We start from the raw sequence: 14298 nt of genomic DNA on the forward strand, positions 1-14298 counted from the left end.
TAATTCAGAAATCTGATATACTAAAAAAATGAAATTGATCGTAATTGGAGGCAGTCAGATGTAAAAACCCTTACTTTTATAAATAAAATTTAATAAAAGTGAGGGTGCTATATGTCCAATTTTGTCGGAAAACAGACTTCCTTCCGGTTTCTTTGGTTTGGGCAGATGTTTGCCAATCTCGGAGATATTCTAAATGTGGTTTGTTTAATAAAATTGATTTTTGTTGGAACTGGTTCTGTTACCTATATGTCGCTTGTGCCGATTCTTATAAGCGGGATACTTATCCGATTTAAACATCATTGAAAGGGAAATATCACTATAAACATATTAAAAATGAAGGAAGAAGGAGATTAGCAACAATGCAGCCAATCATTTTAGGCATATTTGCCGCTTTTTTTTTCGCATTTACATTTGTCCTAAACCGCTCGATGGACCTAGCAGGAGGCAGCTGGATTTGGAGTGCCTCCTTAAGGTATTTCTTTATGGTTCCTTTTCTGTTCGTTATCGTGCTTGGTAGGAAAAATCTTAAACCGCTATTTGTGGAAATGAGAAAATCATTAGTGACATGGGTTCTTTGGAGCTCCATTGGGTTCGGATTGTTTTATGCACCGATTTGTTTTTCTGCAGGCTTTGCCCCTGGATGGCTGATTGCCGCAACCTGGCAGATTACAATTATCTCTGGTTCCTTGCTAGCACCCCTTTTTTACGAAACAGTCATGACTGAAAAAGGACCCATCCACTTAAAAGGGAAAATTCCTGTCAAAGGTCTAGCCATGTCATTAATTATTTTGCTAGGAATTATCTTAATGCAGTTGGAACAAGCCAATCATCTAACTATTACCGCTTTATCCTTTGGGGTATTACCAGTTGTCGTTGCATCGTTTGCCTATCCCTTAGGTAATCGAAAAATGATGGAGGTGTGCGGCGGCCGCCTTGATGTCTTTCAACGTGTTTTAGGGATGACAATCGCGAGCCTGCCTTTCTGGATCTTATTATCTATTTATGGCCTTGTACATGAGGGACTGCCAAGTATCGGGCAAACCATCCAGTCGGGCCTTGTTGCCATTACATCTGGAGTGATAGCAACGATTCTTTTCTTTAAAGCCACAGATCTTGTCAGAGGAAACATGCAAAAACTCGCCGCTGTTGAGGCAACACAATCAATGGAAGTTTTATTTGCCCTAATAGGGGAGTTAGCCTTGTTAAATTCGGCATTCCCGACTGCTGTATCGTGGAGCGGTATGTTTTTGGTGATGTCTGGGATGTTACTTCACAGTTATATTTCACATAAAAGAGAGATTCCAAATGGGAGAAAAGTAGGTGCCTAGCAAAAAAACGTGATCCTTATCAATCTCCATTGATAAGGATTTTTTTCCTTAAAGTTATTATCCAATTAGAAATGGAGTAAGTTTGTCGATTGCTTCTTGTATGAGTGCAGCATTTTTCTTATACATTGCCTTTGATTTTACACAATCTGTCTCAAGTGAAAATATCTCTAAATCCGCCTGAGTCTTTTTAAGTGTTGCCAATAAAAGCGGTCGTTGTGCGGGTGTTGGTACCTGAATTTGATCATCGTAAAGGTCAACTGTGATCTCTCCATATGAATCCACTTGACCGAGAAAAACATTATCAAGTGTAACACCTAGTTTTTCTAATTCAGTATATAGCCAGCCTCTGCCCTTTCCAGACCACCTTAATGCTTCATCGATGATATTTCCATCCATAATAATCGTTTGCGGTTCTTTCTCATTCGCCATTTTCATTTGTAAATCTTTTGGTGTAAGTGGGCGATTTTCCTTTTTTAATAATGCACTCACATTTCCTCGAGTTTCCATTACGGCAAATTCAACGTCCGCTATTCTAAAAATATCTTTTTGCCGAAGCAAGGCTGATAACTCATCGATTGTATATCTTTCTTTCTTTAAATTTTCCTCTAATACCTTACCGTCTTTAATGATAACGGTTCCTTTCCCTTCGACCACATCGCGGAATTTTTTACTTTGCATTGAAAAATAATTAACAAAATAAGTAACCGCTCCAAATACAGCTATAGCCAATCCACCATGAAACATATTACTTTCCAGCCCTGTAACCACTTCACCTGCTATACTTCCAATTGTAATGCCACCAATGTACTCAAAGAAAGAAAGCTCTGAAATTTGTTTCTTTCCGAGTATTTTCGTGGTAATAAATAAAAGCAGTAAGAAGATTAATGACCTCATTATGATATAAGTCCATCCTGGCATTGTTTCTCACCTCAAAATATAATCAAGCTTTAAATTGTGGTTCTTGTCGTTCAAGTTCTAAAACTCGGTATTGAAGATCTTTTTTTACATCTTCTATTGTTAACATTGTTTCATGGAAAATAACTTTTGATTCCTTATCGAGTGAATTTAACGCAAGGGAAGCGAGCTGTGCTTCGATTCCTTTAATTGATGATAGACATTGCTTGACGTTTGAAGCGATTGTCACACGAATACTTCCTTTCCGCTTTTTTTTCTAAAATGAAAAAGGGGTTGGCAGAATCGCCAACCTATAATTGCTTTATTGATTGTATTGCGGTTCTTCGGCTAAAATTTCTTGGAGGCGAGGTTCAAGGCTATCAAGAACAGATTGAGTTTGTTGGGCTGCTTGTTGATAAAGCGTTTTAGCATTTTGGTTATCTGTGGCTAGTGCAAAACCTTCAAAGCTTGCTTGAGCACTTTTTAATCCGGCTACTGCTTGTTTTACCTGTGTTCCTACTGTCATTAAAAATTCCTACTTTCGTTTTAAGAATGAAATTACAAAAATAGTATGTGGATAATTCAGTTGCTTATGTATGATTATCCATCTATTTTGTCTGAAACTTTTTTCCAGTAATTTTAATACATGCCTTTTTGACTATTCTAATTGTTTAAGAAACTTTTTTGGAGAAATTACGTCAAATGTTTCAGTAATTGGTATTTATAAGGTAAAATTTAGAAAGAGTAAAGGAAAAAATACATAGAGGAAAAAGGGGGGAACCATTTTGATTTTAGTTAAGAGAAAAGAATCGGCAGAAGAAAATCATGTAATGTTAGTTGTCTATACAATCGTTTTGTACCTGAGCAGTCTGTTTGTACCATTTGTCGTAATTGCATCCTATCAGAGCACGTTTTATTTTTCACGTGCACAATGGTTTTTTTCAACACCATTTTCGGCGTATATAACTTTTATGGGTGGCATGCTTTTTATTGCGGTAATACTGACTATCTATTTAATTTTTAGGGAGCGCTGGGAAGGGCCAAGGTTTAAATGGATAACAGGTATTCTAATAATTGCTAGTATCCCTGCTTTTATCTTTAGCCTAACCAATTATTATTATTTGGATGAGGATGGCATCCACTATAATTCTTTAATGGGCTTAAAGGAAACGGAGTATAAATGGGAAGAAATCACCAAGGCCCAGAAAGTCTACAGAAACCACCAGGGCACAACTTCATTACTTCAATACAACTTTGAGATAGGTGACAGCGGGAAAGTAACGATTCCCTTCAATGATAAGCTGTCTGAACATAAATGGCAGCTTGAGGAAAAACTTAAAGAAAACAATATTCCCATGAAAGATAATTATAAAAATCCAATTGTTGATTAACGGTAGGTCTTCCCTTTAGCTGGAAGACCTTTTCCCTATTCCATAATACAGTTCGCCCAAACAATCCCTATTTTTAAAATACAAATGATCCCAAGTATTCATAATATTATCATATTTTTTGATGAATTCAAAAAATAGCATGGTATGGATGAATAGGCTTTGTATATTAACCAATGTTTTTGGAAAAATAATTTTTGGAAAGGAGTTGACACCATGGGTAAAAACAATAAGAAAAAAGAACCAACACTTGCACCCGGTCTGGATGACCAGGAAGAATTAGAACAAAGTGCTTCAGAAAAGGAAGTAGAGAGAGGGGAGTATACGAGTGTCACAACACTCTCCTTCGATGAGGTTGACCCTAGCTAGGGTTATAAGACTGCCTGAAAACATAGGCAGTTTTCATTTTGCAAAGAAGTTGTTAGAGGAATAAGAGCATATAAATATAAATAGGCGCCAAGATTCGATATACTATAATTAGAAAACTTTTTGAAAGGGGCAAGATAATGTCAGGAACGCAAGAAATCAATTTAATTCAACAGCAGGAAGAAATTATGGCGAAGATTCAGCATCGAAGATTGACGAAAAGAAAGATTTTTCAACGAATAGTATTAATAACAATTGGGGCCGCCTTGATGGCAGTGGGGCTTGAGATATTCCTTGTTCCCAATAATGTTATTGATGGTGGAATCACTGGAATTTCCATCATGCTTTCCTATCTTACAGGCTGGAAATTAGGAATATTCCTTTTTATCTTTAATATTCCTTTTATCTTTATTGGCTACAAACAAATTGGTAAAACCTTCGCATTCTCCACTCTTTATGGAATAATCGTTCTTTCGATCGGAACTACTTTACTTCATCCAGTACCGGCGTTTACCCAAGATATTCTTCTCGCGACCGTTTTCGGTGGAATCGTACTAGGTATTGGAGTTGGTATGGTCATTAGGTACGGTGGGTCATTAGACGGTACCGAAATACTCGCCATTCTCTTTAATAACAAACTTCCTTTTTCGGTTGGCGAAATTATCATGTTCTTTAATCTCTTTATTCTTGGGTGTGCAGGGTTTGTGTTTACATGGGATCGGGCGATGTATTCGCTTATTGCTTATTTTGTTGCTTACAAAACGATTGATATCACTATAACCGGCCTAGATGAATCCAAATCTGTTTGGATAATTAGTGACAATGCGAGACAAATAGGTGATGCCATTATGAATCGCCTCGGCCGTGGTGTCACATATATCAACGGAGAAGGTGCCTATTCAGGTGATGATAAAAAGGTTATTTTTTGCGTCATCAATCGTCTTGAAGAAGCAAAATTGAAGGAAATCGTTACCGAAAATGACGACAGTGCCTTTTTGGCCGTTGCAGATATTGCTGAAGTTCGCGGTGGGAGATTTAAGAAAAAAGACATTCATTAAAGTCGGAAAACCTGCAGAAATTCTTTCGAATGAAATAAAAGCGAAAATAAGTATTTGTCGATATTGGGTTGATTTACGAAAAGGTCATTGATATTTTTGTAAATATTGCACATTTTATGTCGTTTAATAAGGGAAAGACGCATTCATTTGAAAGATGTTTTGTCGTACTTTGCGCTTACCTAGGAAATAGTTTTCCGAAAGATAAGATATTTCCGAAAAAGATGGCAGATAATTCTGTCATCTTTTTCATTCTTTTAAACCAATAGTTCATATACTTCATTAAGTTCATGTGCCCTTTTTTCGTCTTGTTCCTCTTTCGCGTAGTTAATTTCTCTAGGAAGCATGTGATTTAAAAAGTTAATTTCTTCTTGGTTTAAATCTCGAATAAAGGATTCTTCGGAAGTAAAGGTCCCTTTTGAAATCTTCCGGTATATATGCCTGCCCACCGAGTGCTCGTCTGTATAATTTGATAAAATTTCCCTAAGGTATCCTAATGTTTTATCCATCTTTTTTCACCTAACCTTTCAGCATTTATTTTTCGACGAAAGCTTAATAATATTCATCTAGATAGGCCAGGAAGGAATTTTAGGCAAAAAAAAAAGCAAGTATGAAAAACATACTTGCCTCACCAAAAGAAGAACGGAAAAGCAACAAATGGGACAAAAAATGGTCTAATAAACGGTCTACGACCCCAGAAACCGTATCCGAAACCCTCGTTAGATACAGAAGAATCTACTTCTTCCATCTCAAGGCCTTCTTTTCTTACCTTGACAACTCGCGCCATTACCCATTTGCCTTCATTATTTTGAACCTTAATGACTTTTCCTTCTAGGTCACGTGCTTGTTCATAATTTAGATTCACTCGATATTCCTCCTTTTGCCTGTACTTGCTATAAAATATGTAAGGGAGACATTAGTTGCAAAGGCAAAAGTACTATATCTTGTCCTTTTTTTTTTGAAATCTGGATAATGGTCATCGTTTTGGGGTTAACAACCAGTGTTTTTTTATTGAGAAAGGCCCCATTTTATTCGATTAAGGAATAAGGGGCCTTAAATAGATTATTATTTTGTGCATGTAATAATTCGGTAGCTTAAAATATTCTGATACTTAAGGACAATATTCCCATGTTCATTCAAAATATGAAAAAGCTCTGGCTCAAAGTTACTTGAAAAGTTAAACTCCTGTGCGTGATTACCATGATCAAGGGATTGTTTCTGAATTTGCAGCTCTATATTTTGAAATTCTGTATCCGCTAATAATCTGTTCCAATCGCCCTCTAATAATAAGGAATCAACCGCGTAAAATTTCATAATTTCAGTTTCTTCTTTTAGACTAAGCCTCGTGTTAATCGTCATTTCATTTGCAATAAGGCGGCCGCCTTTTTTTAACACTCTGTAGAATTCCTTTAGTGCTTTTGGTTTGTTAACAAAAGCTAAAACAGATTCGGACAAAATATAGTCAAAAGTATTGTTTTCGAATGGAAGCTTTTCAATGGACCCCTGAAGTAACTGAATAGGGAGTTTTAGTTTCTTAAATCGTTCCCTTGCTTTTTCAATCATAATCGGATTAATCTCCAAACAGGTTACATTCGCATTATACTGCTGGCTTAAATAAGCTGCAGTTTGACCAGTGCCGCAGCCTGCATCCAAAATCTTGGATTTGCTTGTAATTTTTTCTCCTGTCAGAATGTCTTTTGTTAATAGGATTCCACCGGGATGGGCTCCGCCAATACCAAACTTAGCCAAGAAATCAAAATAAGTTGGGCTTCCCATAGACACCACCTCATTATCTTTTTTGCATTGTATGATAAGAAGGGGAGAGAGGTTCTTTTTTTCTATAAGTGCCCTTAATTATCCGAGGTCCATAATTATATTATGTAAACAAGATTAGAAAAGAATCTCCCATCAACTACCACTATGATGAATCTCCTTTGCCTACTATACTTAGATGGGGGAGGGGATTATATGCTATATTTAACAGGAATAATCTTTCTGCTTGTGGTTTTTTATCAAGCTCATAAGAATACCAAGAAAGTAGCCATTAATACCATCAACGTGTCACACTCGAAATTAACAGATCTTGATTTAAATATTCTTCATCTTTCAGATATTCATCTTGAGAATATTTCGATTACACCAGAGGAACTGTATCAGACTATTTCCAAACAGCACATTGATATAATTGCTTTAACGGGGGATTTTTTGGACCGAAAAAAGAGCATTCCAAAATTGATTCCGTATTTAAAAGTCCTAAATCAAATGAATCCTAGGTTAGGCATCTATGCTGTTTTTGGCAATCATGATTATTACCTAAAAGGCGAAAATTTTATTCACTTGCAACAAACATTAGAGGAAAACGGCTGCGTCACCCTTCAAAACCAACATGTAACCCTTAATGTGAATGGCGATATACTTAATATTATCGGTATTGATGATAACCATTCAGGCCACAGCAATGTTGAAGCATCTTATCAAAACTTGCCTAAGGGTTATAACCTCGTGCTGACGCATGATCCAAACATTGTTCTTCAAATGGAAAACTATTCGTTTGATTATCTTTTATCGGGTCATTTTCATGGCGGGCAAATTAATTGGCCAAAACCATACCATTTGCTGAAGATGGGGAAGCTCGTTCGGATGAATATTATTAAAGGATTACATTATCATAACGGCAAGCCCTTTTATATTAGTGAAGGTCTTGGCCAAACAGGCGTAAATATTCGAATCGGAAGTCGACCAGAAATCACATTTCACCAAATTTCTTAAAGCCGGACTAAAATCCCTGGCTTTTTTTTAATTTTCTTTCATATCCTTACATTACCATACTATAAACGGAACATCTTTATCATCCTATGGATGAGGGCCGTGAAGGGAGTGTAGATGAATGAATTTGCGCCTAACAATTTTATGGTTATGGAGGCTAATTGATCCTTTATTTTATTTGTGTTCACGTTTGCATTACGTAAACGATGACCCCAAAAGCCGTTCCGTTTTTCGAGTGCGAATTACAAAATATAAGGGGAAAAATTTTATTCTTTCCGATGGTACTACTATTGATAGGAATGATTTCCTTTTGAAAATTCATTTACACAATGTCCGATTATTGAGTGAGTATGTGAAGGTCAAAAATGATACAAATCGGGGAAGACTCATTTATAAGTTAGTTTTAAGGTCAATGCCTGCATTGGCTGACTATTTGAAAAGCCACCCGGATGAAGGCAAAGTAAAGGGAATCATTGGCATCACTACCGTAAATAAGGGCGCAAAATCGTTAGGTTTCGAATGTTTTTCTCCCTCCAATCGATGGTATTGTTCTTTTAAAAAACTTGGACAGATGCCGATATCGCTTCTTTCAAGCTCATCCTTTACAAACTTTAGGAAAAATAGCCTTACTTATTTATTCTTATCTAAAGAAAAGCTTTATGATAAATATGGACGGGAGCCCTCCAGAAAATAACAAATTATGAAGGGTTTCCATCTAATATTCTTATTGATTACGCGCAAATTAAGGGAATGGAAGGGTCATATCCCTTTCCATTACAATTTGAAGGAGTGCTATCCATGCGAAAAATAAACATTCAACCGTTTTTCAATTTGTCCGCAAAAAAACGGAAAAGAAGAGGGACAATGTGGGCATCTGCATCTCTCTTAGGCATCGGATTAGGTGCCGCTGTTTTTGGTGTAACAAGAGGAAAGCGTAAAGATTTTGCACTTCCTTTTCAAAACGTGGTAAAAAACTTTTCACAAAAAGCAAACCTTAATCTAATGGATAACGCCGCTTTGACTGAGTTTTCTGAGGAACTTTTATCAAGTGCGTTGAAAAATAAACGCTAAGAAAAAGTCCGCAATATTCTTGCGGACTATTTTTCAAAAGGAGGGAATTTTTCTCGGTATGTATTCGATACTGTCCGATGAATAAACCTTTATAATTAACAAATTACCCAGCGTTTTAGCTTGGATTAAAACTGGCTGGTTATACATATTTTTGAATTCAAAATCAGGTCCATACCAGCTTACAGTGGCGTCACGGCCAGGTGGAATATAAGGAACCTTCCTGCTATGAGAAAACCGCTGGACAATCTTTAGCCCAGCATTATCAACTGCGTTATAAAGAGTAGATGAAACCTGGCAAATTCCTCCGCCAATGTCTTCAGAAAACTCCCCTTTAACAATAACCGGAGCACGTAAATAACCTTTCGCAGTGGTTCGTTTACCAACTACTTTGTTAAAAGAAAACCCTTCACCTGGAAATACAACATAATTGTTAATCGCCTCTGCTGCGAGTTGAATATTGGTGGAGCGTTTTTTATTGTGCGAATTAAAAGTAGTAACATAGCGTCCGATTCTTATGCTTCGAATAGCACCAAGTAATTCACTATCCACCTTAGGATAAACGGAAAGCATCGGAATTTCCAATTTGGATTGTTGCTGAGAAAAATAATAGGCATAATATTGTTCCGTAAAGGACTGGCGATGGATTCGGTAACCAGCCTGTTCAGCGATAATCTGTCCGTGCTGATCAAAGCTGGCATTTTTAGGTTCTACCGAAAATTGCTTGTCTAATTTGTCCAAAAATTGATTGTATTTATTCGAATCAATTATCGGTAAATCAGTATAGGGAAAGGAAAAATCCAACCGATTAATGTTCGTAACGGTATGGCCATCCTTCGTAATTTCTAAATGATCTTGAGTATTAACTTGTTGAGTGGTCATTAATAACAATCCGAATACAAAAGATAAAATCATATCCCGTCTCCCTTCTCATTATAATATTGGTAGAAGCACGCCATTTCATGTAACCATTGGAATAAAAAAGGGGAAGAAAAAGTTTGTATAAATTTCCAATTTTATCTTTACAAAAATCAAAAGTTATAATATTATCATTATTGATAATGATAATAAAAAATAGGAGCCTTTGTTAATGATGAAAGAATCTACTGTTGACGTGATCTTGCACCCTGTTCGAATGAGAATTATTCAGTATTTAATCAACCAACAATTTACAGCCCAGCAACTTAAAGAATTACTTCCTGATATCCCACAAGCATCCTTGTACCGTCATATTAAAAAACTAGTGGAAGCAGAAGTCATTCATATTGTTGATGAGATACCAAACCGGGGCACTGTTGAAAAAGTGTATTCCATCCATAATCCGAGGAAGGCATCCATTGGGCCTGAAGAATTAAATTTGCTTTCACCGGATGAGCATATGGGTTTATTTATTAAATTCATGGCCAATTTAATGGGTGAATACGAAAGGTATCTAGATCAAGATAACATTGATTTAGTCAGAGATGGGGTAGCTTTTCGGCAAACATCGATGTATTTAAGCGAAGAAGAATCTAAAGAATTTTTCAAGGAATTGACTGCTGTTTTTGCAAGGTTTACCCAAAACAAGCAGCAAAAGGGCAGGCGAAGAAGGACAATTGCCACGATCATTATTCCTGATCATAAGAAAGAACAATAGGGGGAATTAAAGATGGGATTAAGGGAGAAAGAAGTAACGATTCAAAGCCAAGTAGCTCTTAAGGGGACTTTATCTATGCCTGAGGTTCGGGCTGAAAAAGGCCCGGCGATTCTAATCATTTCAGGGTCGGGGAAATTAGACCGAAATGGAAAGGTAAATAAAAAGCTTGATGTAAAGCTATATCGTCAATTAGCTGAATATCTAACCTCAATTGGTTTTATTAATCTCAGGTATGATAAGCGTGGTGTGGCAGAAAGTGAAGGGGATTATTTAACAACTGGGGTTTGGGATTTAGTCGATGATGCCCAAGCGGCCGTCCACTTTTTAAAAAACCTACCAGAAGTGGACTCTGAAAAGGTAATCGTTTTAGGTCATAGTGAAGGAGCTACCATTGGGGCCGCGGTTGCGGCAAGGGAGGAGCTTGGGGGATTAATCTTGCTTTCAGGAGCAGGCGAAAGGTTAAGTGAAGCCTTAAAGCGGCAAAGGGATCTTGCAACAGAAGATATTATCAATGCCAAGGGCTTTCTGGGATTTTACCTTCGCTTATTAGGGGTACAGAACAAAGTAGAAAAACAAGCACAAAAATTTATTGATAAGGTTAACAGCTCAACAAAGGATGTGATCAAAGTCAGTTTCGTTAAAACAAATGCGAAATGGATGCGCGAGCATTTTGCTTACGATGTGAGAGCGGATTTAGCCAAAGTAACCTGCCCGATCCTTGCGATTACTGGGGCAAGGGATCTTCAAGCAAATCCTGCGGTACTTAAAGATTTGCCGCAGTATGTCAAAGGAGATGTACAATTTAATATTGTCGAAAATATGGGGCATTCTTGTAAATTTATTACCTATACCTCGACAATGTTCACAATGAAAAAAGATATTGTCGCGGAAGGAAATTTGCCACTGCACCCAGAATTAGAAAAGCTACTCGAAAATTGGCTTCAAAGTCGCTTTGCAGACATTTCCTCAGACCAGACAGTTGTCATTTAAAGAAAATATTTAATTCGAATGTTGGCTATCAATAGGATGGTCAATTTTTTTTGAAGTTAATGAAAACTTTGTAGAAATATAGTATAGTAGCAATGAATAACAATGAAGTAGATAATTGCTAGCAGTCTGCTAGTGGATGAATAGGAGTGCTCAGATGACTGAAAATGAAAGAATCCAATTAAATGTTAGAATCACAAAGGAAACCTCTGCGATGCTTGATGAAATTGTCGAATATTATCAACAAGGGATTAAACTTGGCAGAATCTATAAAGGGGATGTCTTAACGGATATTATCGAGAAGTCGTATGAAGTAATGAATAAGCAGAAGAAATCCTTTAAAAGATATTAATAAGAAATTAACTTATTCGAATATTTAGAAAATTATTTGAATATTTAATTTTGGGGAGTATAATTGTACATATAACATACCAACTGGTTAGTATGAAAGAGAAGAGGAGTGGATGTGTTGGATTTTTCATATTCAGAAAGAGTGAAAGAATTGCAAGAAAAAAATTGCGATTTTTATGGGAAAAACGAATCCAAATGCTAACCGTCATGAATAACAATCAATGATTCTTGTGCCGCTATAATTTTCACTAGACATTTTTACAGATTGCGGGGACATAATGGTGAAGGAAAAAATTACAGGACAAAGCATTCGTTTATTTGAAAAAAAGGGATTTAGCGAAACATCGATTCAGGACATCGTTGATTCTCTTGGTGTGACAAAGGGTACATTCTACTATTATTTTTCAAGTAAAGAAGAGTTGCTCATGGATATCCACTTAGGTTATATAGATGAATTGCTTGTTCACCAAGAACAAATATTAAAAGATACGGCGAAGTGTTGTAAAGAAAAGTTGTTCGAGATTGTTAATATGTTGATTACCAATATTACCACCCAAGGAGCAGCAGCGAAAATTTTCTTTCGAGAAATGAAAAATTTAAGTGCAGAGCGCCTTGCACTAATTATTCCAAAGCGGGATCAATTCCGTCTAAACATTGAAGGTCTTATCAAGGCCGGCGTTGAAAAGGGTGAGTTTAGACCTGAATTAAATGCGCCCATCATTACAATGGCAATCCTTGGCATAACCAATTGGAGCTACCAATGGTTCAATCCAAAAGGAAAAGTTTCTGACCGAGAAGTGGCAGAGATTTTTGTCGAAATGATTTTAAAGGGGATTCAAGTAAATTGAAGAAAAAGGGAGACGAAAGTCTAAATGCGTTTAGACCTGGTATGATCATCGGTTTAAAAGGTGCCCTACATGAGGCTCAGATTAATGATGATGTCCAGGTGATTGTCTTGTCTGGTTCTGGCCGTTCCATTAGTGCTGGCGGTGATGTTAAAACGATGGGCCAGGTTAGGTGTGGTTAATTATCTTATTCCTTTAGAAAACCTTCAAGAGGAAACGACAAAATTGGCCTTAAAACTAGCGCATGGTCCTGGCAAGGCATTTGGAAAACAGAAGAAATTAATTGACCAATCATTTACATCCTCACTTGAGGAAATCCTTGTGCAGGAACGGCTCATCCAAACATTAATGGTACAAACGGCTGACCACAGAGAAGGCATTGCTGCCTTTAAGGAAAAAAGAAGACCAGTATTTAAAGGAAAGTAGGCGATTATTATAAAAGCGGTACAGCTTAACGAATTCGGTGGACCAGAGGTTTTAAAACTTGTTGAAATTGAAAGACCGGTTCCAAGCGGTCATGAAGTGTTAATCGAGATTAAAGCGATTGGTGTTAATTATGCAGATACAGCGCGAAGGGAAGGGCAATATGTCGTAAAAACACCTCTTCCGTTTATACCGGGTGCTGAAATTGCCGGGGTGGTCGCCGCTGTGGGCGATCAAGTGACAATAGTAAAGCCTGGAACAAGAATTGTCACTCTAATTGAATCAGGGGGGTACGCTGAATTTGCACTTGCCGATGAGCGTTCGCTGATTCCAATCCCTCAACAATTGGATTTCCATCATGCTGTTGCCCTGCCGCTTCAAGGCCTAAGTGCCTACCATATTTTAAAAACAATGGGTCGTTTGGAAAAGGGTGAAAGTGTCCTGGTTCATGCGGCTGCAGGCGGAGTAGGGACGATTGCTGTTCAGCTTGCCAAATTGATGGGTGCTGGAAAGGTTATTGCGACCGCAAGTTCAGATGAAAAACTAGCATTGGCACGTGATATGGGTGCGGACGAACTAATCAATTATACAGAGTCTGATTGGGAACAGCAGGTTCTTGAGGCGACCGGCGGCAGAGGCGTAAATGTTGCGCTTGAAATGGTCGGCGGGGATGTATTCAATAAAACAGTAAAATGTTTGGCCACATTTGGCCGACTCGTCATTTTTGGAGCGGCAAGCGGTGAACAAAGCAGATTCTATCCGTTTTCACTTATGGCAAGAAATCAATCCGTCATTGGCTTTTTCCTGCCGCAAATTATGAAAAAACCAGAATTGCTCCAGCCAAGTTTAGTAGAGTTACTTACTTACCTTAGTGCCGGGAAATTAAAGCTCACCATCGGCGGAGTATTCCCATTAGAAGAAGCAGCAAAAGTTCATACTCTGCTGCAATCGCGGAAAACACAAGGGAAACTGATTTTAGTGCCATAGGTTGTTAGGAACAAGGTCTTAAAATCATTCAAGGCCCTTTTTGGTACATTTATTAGGACTATATTAAAGATTTATCCGAAGCGCCTGGAGCGGAAATCAACATGCCAATTTAACAGCCAAATATTAAAAAACTATGAACAAAGTATTAATTAGTAGGGAAGAATGGTCTATATTGTTGATATGCTGAAAAATTGCGATAAACTA

20 protein-coding genes and 1 pseudogene are annotated in these 14298 nt (G+C 37.3%); 14 read left to right on the top strand and 7 right to left on the bottom strand.

Going from position 1 to position 14298, the window contains the following annotated elements; translation table 11 throughout:
* The first annotated feature begins 111 nt into the window (after positions 1-111).
* Both BSO02S_RS02355 and BSO02S_RS02360 read left to right on the top strand, forming a co-directional pair.
* Positions 112-303: a hypothetical protein gene (locus tag BSO02S_RS02355; protein WP_066061825.1), complete on the top strand. Its 192-nt coding sequence runs from the start codon at positions 112-114 to the stop codon at positions 301-303.
* 56 nt (positions 304-359) lie between these two features.
* Positions 360-1328, top strand: coding sequence for a DMT family transporter (locus BSO02S_RS02360; protein ID WP_066061829.1), 969 nt, complete (start codon positions 360-362; stop codon positions 1326-1328).
* Positions 1329-1385: 57 nt separating this feature from the next.
* Here the strand turns inward: BSO02S_RS02360 and BSO02S_RS02365 are convergent, their stop codons facing one another.
* The 3 genes from BSO02S_RS02365 to BSO02S_RS02375 form a co-directional block, all read right to left on the bottom strand.
* On the bottom strand, positions 1386-2246 hold the full coding sequence (locus tag BSO02S_RS02365) for a DUF421 domain-containing protein (protein WP_066061832.1): 861 nt from the start codon (positions 2244-2246) through the stop codon (positions 1386-1388).
* A 22-nt stretch (positions 2247-2268) separates the two neighbouring features.
* Positions 2269-2472, bottom strand: a complete 204-nt coding sequence (locus tag BSO02S_RS02370) for a DUF1657 domain-containing protein (protein ID WP_066061835.1) — start codon at positions 2470-2472, stop codon at positions 2269-2271.
* Between the two features lie 72 nt (positions 2473-2544).
* Entirely contained in the window at positions 2545-2748 is a 204-nt protein-coding gene (locus BSO02S_RS02375; protein ID WP_066061838.1) for a DUF1657 domain-containing protein, read from the bottom strand.
* A 259-nt stretch (positions 2749-3007) separates the two neighbouring features.
* Here BSO02S_RS02375 and BSO02S_RS02380 point away from each other — a divergent pair, with 259 nt between their 5' ends.
* The 3 genes from BSO02S_RS02380 to BSO02S_RS02385 all read left to right on the top strand — a co-directional run bounded on the left by BSO02S_RS02380 (position 3008) and on the right by BSO02S_RS02385 (position 5034).
* Positions 3008-3613, top strand: a complete 606-nt coding sequence (locus BSO02S_RS02380; protein ID WP_066061841.1) for a hypothetical protein — start codon at positions 3008-3010, stop codon at positions 3611-3613.
* A gap of 213 nt (positions 3614-3826) precedes the next feature.
* Positions 3827-3979, top strand: coding sequence for a hypothetical protein (locus BSO02S_RS27435; protein ID WP_169802711.1), 153 nt, complete (start codon positions 3827-3829; stop codon positions 3977-3979).
* 185 nt (positions 3980-4164) lie between these two features.
* Entirely contained in the window at positions 4165-5034 is an 870-nt protein-coding gene (locus tag BSO02S_RS02385) for a YitT family protein (protein ID WP_066061970.1), read from the top strand.
* A 254-nt stretch (positions 5035-5288) separates the two neighbouring features.
* Here the strand turns inward: BSO02S_RS02385 and BSO02S_RS02390 are convergent, their stop codons facing one another.
* The 3 genes from BSO02S_RS02390 to BSO02S_RS02400 form a co-directional block, all read right to left on the bottom strand.
* Complete coding sequence (locus BSO02S_RS02390) at positions 5289-5540, bottom strand: sigma-G-dependent sporulation-specific acid-soluble spore protein CsgA (RefSeq protein WP_066061844.1); 252 nt, start codon at positions 5538-5540, stop codon at positions 5289-5291.
* A gap of 119 nt (positions 5541-5659) precedes the next feature.
* The gene (locus tag BSO02S_RS02395; RefSeq protein ID WP_066061847.1) at positions 5660-5896 is read right to left on the bottom strand and encodes a hypothetical protein; all 237 of its coding nucleotides are present in this window, start codon (positions 5894-5896) and stop codon (positions 5660-5662) included.
* 200 nt (positions 5897-6096) lie between these two features.
* Positions 6097-6807, bottom strand: coding sequence for a class I SAM-dependent methyltransferase (locus BSO02S_RS02400; RefSeq protein WP_084374855.1), 711 nt, complete (start codon positions 6805-6807; stop codon positions 6097-6099).
* A gap of 192 nt (positions 6808-6999) precedes the next feature.
* On the opposite strand from BSO02S_RS02400, the gene BSO02S_RS02405 reads away from it, so the two are divergent.
* The 3 genes from BSO02S_RS02405 to BSO02S_RS02415 all read left to right on the top strand — a co-directional run bounded on the left by BSO02S_RS02405 (position 7000) and on the right by BSO02S_RS02415 (position 8868).
* Complete coding sequence (locus tag BSO02S_RS02405) at positions 7000-7800, top strand: metallophosphoesterase (protein WP_066061851.1); 801 nt, start codon at positions 7000-7002, stop codon at positions 7798-7800.
* 118 nt (positions 7801-7918) lie between these two features.
* Positions 7919-8491: a YkoP family protein gene (locus tag BSO02S_RS02410; protein WP_066061854.1), complete on the top strand. Its 573-nt coding sequence runs from the start codon at positions 7919-7921 to the stop codon at positions 8489-8491.
* 104 nt (positions 8492-8595) lie between these two features.
* Entirely contained in the window at positions 8596-8868 is a 273-nt protein-coding gene (locus BSO02S_RS02415) for a hypothetical protein (RefSeq protein ID WP_066061857.1), read from the top strand.
* A gap of 33 nt (positions 8869-8901) precedes the next feature.
* On the opposite strand, the gene BSO02S_RS02420 is transcribed toward BSO02S_RS02415, so the two are convergent.
* A complete protein-coding gene (locus tag BSO02S_RS02420; protein ID WP_066061860.1) occupies positions 8902-9780 on the bottom strand; it encodes a VanW family protein in 879 nt (292 codons plus the stop codon).
* A 175-nt stretch (positions 9781-9955) separates the two neighbouring features.
* Here BSO02S_RS02420 and BSO02S_RS02425 point away from each other — a divergent pair, with 175 nt between their 5' ends.
* The 6 genes and pseudogenes from BSO02S_RS02425 (at position 9956) to BSO02S_RS02455 (ending at position 14094) form a co-directional block, all read left to right on the top strand.
* Positions 9956-10501 carry a helix-turn-helix domain-containing protein gene (locus BSO02S_RS02425; protein ID WP_066061864.1) on the top strand — a complete coding sequence of 182 codons (546 nt, stop codon included), beginning with the start codon at positions 9956-9958 and terminating at the stop codon, positions 10499-10501.
* A 12-nt stretch (positions 10502-10513) separates the two neighbouring features.
* A complete protein-coding gene (locus BSO02S_RS02430; RefSeq protein WP_066061867.1) occupies positions 10514-11491 on the top strand; it encodes an alpha/beta hydrolase in 978 nt (325 codons plus the stop codon).
* Between the two features lie 154 nt (positions 11492-11645).
* Complete coding sequence (locus BSO02S_RS02435; protein WP_066061870.1) at positions 11646-11840, top strand: hypothetical protein; 195 nt, start codon at positions 11646-11648, stop codon at positions 11838-11840.
* A 280-nt stretch (positions 11841-12120) separates the two neighbouring features.
* Positions 12121-12687 (top strand): TetR/AcrR family transcriptional regulator, encoded by a 567-nt coding sequence (locus tag BSO02S_RS02440; protein ID WP_066061976.1) that lies wholly within the window; start codon positions 12121-12123, stop codon positions 12685-12687.
* A pseudogene (locus BSO02S_RS02450) lies at positions 12684-13110 on the top strand (enoyl-CoA hydratase-related protein). Before BSO02S_RS02440 ends, BSO02S_RS02450 begins: the two are co-directional and overlap by 4 nt.
* A 9-nt stretch (positions 13111-13119) precedes the next feature.
* Positions 13120-14094 (top strand): quinone oxidoreductase family protein, encoded by a 975-nt coding sequence (locus BSO02S_RS02455; RefSeq protein ID WP_066061879.1) that lies wholly within the window; start codon positions 13120-13122, stop codon positions 14092-14094.
* Positions 14095-14298: the final 204 nt, after the last annotated feature.

It is taken from the genome of Neobacillus soli NBRC 102451 (assembly GCF_001591665.1).
Classification (GTDB): domain Bacteria; phylum Bacillota; class Bacilli; order Bacillales; family Cytobacillaceae; genus Neobacillus; species Neobacillus soli.